Here is a 5,258-nt window from a genome sequence, read left to right on the forward strand (position 1 = left end):
TACTTGGAGACGTAGGCGTCGGCGCCGGAGTTGTCCCCGGAGTCGGCGGCACATCATTAATCGTCAAAATTGACGGACTACTGGCGACATTGCCACCGAAGAGCACCAAATTCACCGTTTCCGGCGATTCCAAAATCGAATCAGTCAAAGCCGTCACAGTGAAACTAGCGGTAGTTTGCCCCGCATCAAAATTCAACACCCCCGCCGCCGTTCCAGTGTAATCCGGTGCACTGCCTGTGGAACTTGCCGAACCGTCAAGAGTAGCGTAGTTAATCGATGCAGCCGCCGTGCCACCGGTGCGAGTAACGTTAATCGTAACCGGACCGCCTTCAGCCACCGTGTAATTTGGTTGGGCGAACTGGAAGATACTTGGAGATGTCGGCGTCGGCGTCGGCGTCGGCGTCGGCGTCGGCGTCGGCGTCGGCGTCACATCAAGGCCTTGATATTGAATACTCCGCACTAGGTAGTCGGAACTATCGCTTTTGGGGGATGTGCCGAGGTAGGCAGCGGTGGGGCTATCGTAGGCTTTGGCGGAGAACCGTAATTCGTCAAAAGCAACGCTAGTGGAATTTGCTTGTATCTGGAATGTGAAATTGCCATCGGTACGATCGCCAATGAAAGTCACTCCATCTGAAGACACACCGAGCGGTTTTGGAGTGATCGGAGCGTTGACGCGAGCGATCGTAAAATTGGTAGCCGGTACCAAAGCCCCGTTATTGAAGATTTGCAACAAACCAACTTCATTACCTTGATCGCCCAATCCAGGAGCTGCTTTGACACTCAATGCACTCAGGTCGATCGTGGCGCTAGTGATGTCTTTGTTATCTGCCCATTTCACCTTCAGCACCTGAGATTGATTGGTGTTGGGGTCATGGTTGATTTCCGCCCGAATTTTAGTGGGGTCGGTAAACCAACCACTATAAGAGCCTAGGACACCAATACCAGGCTCAGCGCCGTAGCTCAACCCGCTTTTAGGGGTTTCGTTCGTTGCTAACGTGAGGTTGGCGATGGGTTCAGGGTTAGTGTAGTTCGTTTCAAAGCCATCAAAAGCTATCCCAGACAGTTGGATGCCTTGATTCTTGGCGGCAGTAGGCCATTGTGTAATTAGGTCAGTGACACTGCTGTAATTAGTGTTTTGACCCAAAGAACCAGTGATTGAAGTAGCCATAGCTTCTCCTTTGATGATGAGTAATTAAGGATTAGAAGTGAGTGAAAACCAGAGGTTGGGCTTTCTGGTAGCGATCGGTCACTGCAAGAAAAATTCCCTCATAGATGCAGGTAAATCAAGTAAAAATGCTTGCCCAATAAGCCTCTGAAGGTATTATTGCCCCTGCTCAAATTTTGAGTGTAAATAATTACACCTACTTACACCTATTTACATAGATATGTCTAACTTTCATCATCAATAAGTTTTATCCGGACAAATTGCGATCTTTTTTTCAGCCCTATAAAAAGCGGGTTTTCCACATCTGTAGAGGAGAGCTTAAATCCCACATTCCGGGCCCCCCAAAAGGCCGCTTTCAGTGATTCAGGGGACAAAAGTGAATCCGCAGAGACAGTTATGAGTAAAAAATACTCAAGATTTTATATGTCTAAGCATCACCCTGTTGGGAATTTCTGAAAATTGGGGTTCGGGCGTAAGTTAAATCTGATTCGATTAAAAATGCGTTAGCGAAGCTGGCCGTAGGCATCGCTAAAAAACCAAGTTTATTGGTGATACGTAATGTGATTGACGATCGCCCTCAAGATGTCAAATGGGTTCTATACTACTGCCAGAGTGACCAAACAGGGTGAATCTTACTAAACCAGGAATTATGCACTTATCCTCCTCTGATTTGTCAGCGGCAACTCTACAATAAACTCACTTCCTTCGCCAACCTGACTGACGCAACGGATCTTGCCACCGTGAGCTTGGACAATTACCTGATAGCACACTGAAAGTCCCAAACCAGTGCCTTTACCCACAGGTTTAGTAGTAAAAAATGGGTCAAAAATCTTGTCTTGAATTTCAGCAGGAATGCCACTTCCCGTGTCGCGGACAGAGATTGTTACCCAGTCCGGCTCGTTTTGCCAACTGCGGATAGTTAATTCCCCCGGTTTGCTCGTTGACTGAAGCGCGTCTAAAGCATTGTCAATCAAATTATAAAATACTTGGTTAATTTGACTGGCATGACATTGGACGGGGGGCAAACTGCCGTATTGCTTGTCTATTTTGATATGGGTTTTTAGCTTATTTTGCAGCATCAAGAAACTGCTTTCTAAACCTTCATTTAAATCTACGGGTTTTAATTCAGCGTGGTCTAAACGAGAAAAATTTCGCAGCGTCATCACGATCGAGCGAATCCTCCCGCTTCCTTCCCGCATAGAATTGAGCAGTTTACCAAAGTCTTCTCGAATGTAATCGAGTTCTAGTTCTTCATTGATTCTGACAATTGCTGCCGCTGCTTCCGGGCAGGCATTTCCGGCCACTTCTAGAGCTTCGTTCAAGGCTTTAAAATATTCTTGAGCGTGAAACAAGTTAGCGTGAATGAAATTGTTGGCGTTGTTAATTTCATGAGCAATTCCCGCTACCATTTGCCCCAAACCTGACATTTTTTCGCTTTGAATCAATTGCTGCTGCGCCGATCGCAATTCTTCTAACGCAGCCTGCAACTGCTGGGTTTGAGCTTGAGATTTTACTGCAGCGTCTTGGACTTGGCTGTAAAGTTCTGCTTGCTGAATGGCGATCGCCATTTGGTTGGCTATTTGGGATAGCAACTCCATTTCTTGGCGCTGCCAATTGCGGGTATCCCCGCACTCGTGAGCAATCAGCAAACCCCACAGCCTACCGGGAAATTTAGGATTATAGCTTCCGGCTGTGTCGGAGGTATTTTCTTCTGTTCTGGATGTAACAATCGGCACAATCAGATTAGCTTTTACCTGCAAACTATCTAAGAAATCGACATGACAAGGCTCTAAACCAGCATTAAAAATATCATTAATTGCTTTGACTCGCCCTTGCTGGTAAAGATCGGCGTAATCTCCCCGGAAACACTTATCAGCCCCCATATCTCCTAAAATTGAAGGCCAAGGAACAGTCATGTTTTCAACAACAACTTTTCCTTGCCAGTTGTCTTGAAACTGATAGATAATTACTCGATCGCACTGCAAGAGTTGGCGGACTTCCCTCACCGCTGTTTCCAGGATAGTTCCCAGATCCAGGGTACTGCGAATTTGGTTGCCGATCAGCCGTAGCAGCGATTCTCGTTCGGCTTGACGCCTGGTTTTGCTATAGAGTTTGGCTTGATTGATCGCGATCGCCAATTGCGATCCTACCCCTTCTAAAAGCTGCCTTTCCCAATCAGTCCATTCCCGTTCGCGATCGCACTGATGCAAACCAATTATGCCATTCACTTCACCTTGATAGCGAGTAGCTACTGCCAGCATTGACTTAATTTCCAAAGCTTCGGCAATTTTTCGGGTTTGTGGATTCAATCCCGGAAAATCGAGAAACTTCGTCACTGCTAGGGACTCTTGCTGAGAAACGACGGCTGCCAAATGCGGGTTGTCACTCATGGGTACTTTCATTCCCAGTTGGATCGGATAGTCCCCCGCGTTGTACTCTCCGCGCGTGACTAAAGTTTTTTCTGTATTGGATTCTTTGACTAAAATGCTGACGCGGCTGGCCTGTAACGCTTGCCCCAGCAATCTGCAGGCCGATGTCAAAATTTCTTCTATGTCAAGTGTACTGCGAATTTCGTTATTAATTTGGTTCAGCAAGTTTGATAACTGAACTTGCTGCTGCATCTGCACGATTAGGGCTTTTTGTTGGTCTACTTCCGGCAGCGAAAGACTTTCTTCCTGCCTCCAATTTTCAGATTCAGGCAACCGCGAAGTTACTCTGTACCAGGGGTTTTCGTGTTCTTGTATTTTTAAAGACATATTTACTCAGCAGTTGTACAGTATTTTGATTGAGTCGGGTTTTTTAAACCTGTGCTTACCCCGCCAAAAGCCCCATCGCAGCTACCAGGACTTTGGAATATCTTAAGACATTATAAAGGATGCAGCCTGAGCAAAGCAATTATTTGCTTTACAAATATTTATATTTAGCAAGTATGCCCTCTGCAGCCGACAATACTAATTGGTGCGTGGCATGGAACTTGGTCAGATGTCAAATAGAGTTAACCGCCCGTTTAATCGACTAAAATTAATCTAAAATCTATCTTTAGTTCAATGTTTGCGCCGGCTAGCTCAACATGGAAAATTCAATTCCCGACAATTTTCGTTCGCCAGCAAGCACCGACAACATTACTTCTGGATCGACAGGTAAAGCGCAGATTAAAATAGCTTTGGCGATCGGCAATTCCCGGCTGCACTGGGGATTATTTGTGGGCAAAACCCTGGAGAAAACATGGGATACAGACCATCTCAATGCTGATACTGTTTCCCGGCTCTCGGAGCAGGAAAAAGCAGAATATTTAGTGCAAATAGTAATGAGGTCGATCGAGGAAATATCTTCTCAAAATCTCCTTTGTCTTCCTGCTACTCCCGCATTTTCTAGTCCTCACACACTTTCTTTAGTTCCCCTGCCTCTAGTTTTAGCCTCCGTTGTTCCCCAGCAAACAGCAATTTGGCAGAGTTATCCAGATGTCGGGATTATTACTTTAGACCAGTTACCGATCGGGGGTGTCTATCCTACCCTGGGAATTGACAGAGCTTTGGCTGTAATGGGTGCTGGCAACCAATTTGGTTGGCCAGTTTTACTTATAGATGCTGGTACAGCTTTAACATTTACTGGGGCTGATGTCAATAGGTATTTAGTTGGGGGCGCAATCTTACCAGGTTTGGGTTTGCAGTTATCGTCGCTATCTAAAAAAACCGCTGCATTACCATTAATCAGCTTACCACAAAATCTGCCATACCGCTGGGCGAAAGACACTGCTGGGGCAATTCAAAGCGGAGTTGTGTATGCGGCGGTGGCAGGAGTTAGGGATTTTATTGAAGATTGGCGGTGTTTGTTTCCTGATAGCAAAATTGCACTCACGGGGGGCGATCGCACTATGCTTTTAAAATACCTCACAGCAGCCTTTCCTGATACAGCCTCCGGCTTAATTGACGCACCAGAGGCTATTTTTTGGGGAATTAGCCAGTTGACTGTTGACTGTTGACTGTTAACTGTTGACTGTTGACTGTTGACTGTTAACTGTTGACTGTTAACTGTTGACTGTTGACTGTTGACTGTTGACTGTTGACTGTTGACTGTTGACTGTTGACTGTTG

Annotated in this window: 4 protein-coding genes; 2 read left to right on the plus strand and 2 right to left on the minus strand. The window is 46.0% G+C overall.

The window, feature by feature from the left end:
• Together QUA16_RS16530 and QUA16_RS16535 are read right to left on the minus strand one after the other, a co-directional pair.
• On the minus strand, positions 1–1,168 hold a 1,168-nt coding region (locus QUA16_RS16530; RefSeq protein WP_333103502.1), incomplete at its 3' end, for a Calx-beta domain-containing protein.
• 644 nt (positions 1,169–1,812) lie between these two features.
• A complete protein-coding gene (locus QUA16_RS16535) occupies positions 1,813–3,921 on the minus strand; it encodes a GAF domain-containing protein (RefSeq protein WP_333103505.1) in 2,109 nt (702 codons plus the stop codon).
• 119 nt (positions 3,922–4,040) lie between these two features.
• Here QUA16_RS16535 and QUA16_RS16540 point away from each other — a divergent pair, with 119 nt between their 5' ends.
• Together QUA16_RS16540 and QUA16_RS16545 are read left to right on the plus strand one after the other, a co-directional pair.
• A complete protein-coding gene (locus QUA16_RS16540; protein ID WP_333181253.1) occupies positions 4,041–4,184 on the plus strand; it encodes a hypothetical protein in 144 nt (47 codons plus the stop codon).
• A gap of 51 nt (positions 4,185–4,235) precedes the next feature.
• Positions 4,236–5,147, plus strand: a complete 912-nt coding sequence (locus QUA16_RS16545) for a pantothenate kinase (RefSeq protein WP_333103507.1) — start codon at positions 4,236–4,238, stop codon at positions 5,145–5,147.
• The last annotated feature ends 111 nt before the right edge of the window (positions 5,148–5,258 follow it).

This window comes from Microcoleus sp. S13_C3 (assembly GCF_036700905.1).
Taxonomy (GTDB): Bacteria; Cyanobacteriota; Cyanobacteriia; order Cyanobacteriales; family Microcoleaceae; genus Microcoleus.

What these genes read in the sequence shown, in the direction of transcription:
- QUA16_RS16540 (WP_333181253.1), top strand. Translation starts at nt 4,041, where the DNA reads ATGCAGCCTGAGCAAAGCAATTATTTGCTTTACAAATATTTATATTTA.
- QUA16_RS16535 (WP_333103505.1), bottom strand. Translation starts at nt 3,921, where the DNA reads ATGTCTTTAAAAATACAAGAACACGAAAACCCCTGGTACAGAGTAACT.
- QUA16_RS16545 (WP_333103507.1), top strand. Translation starts at nt 4,236, where the DNA reads ATGGAAAATTCAATTCCCGACAATTTTCGTTCGCCAGCAAGCACCGAC.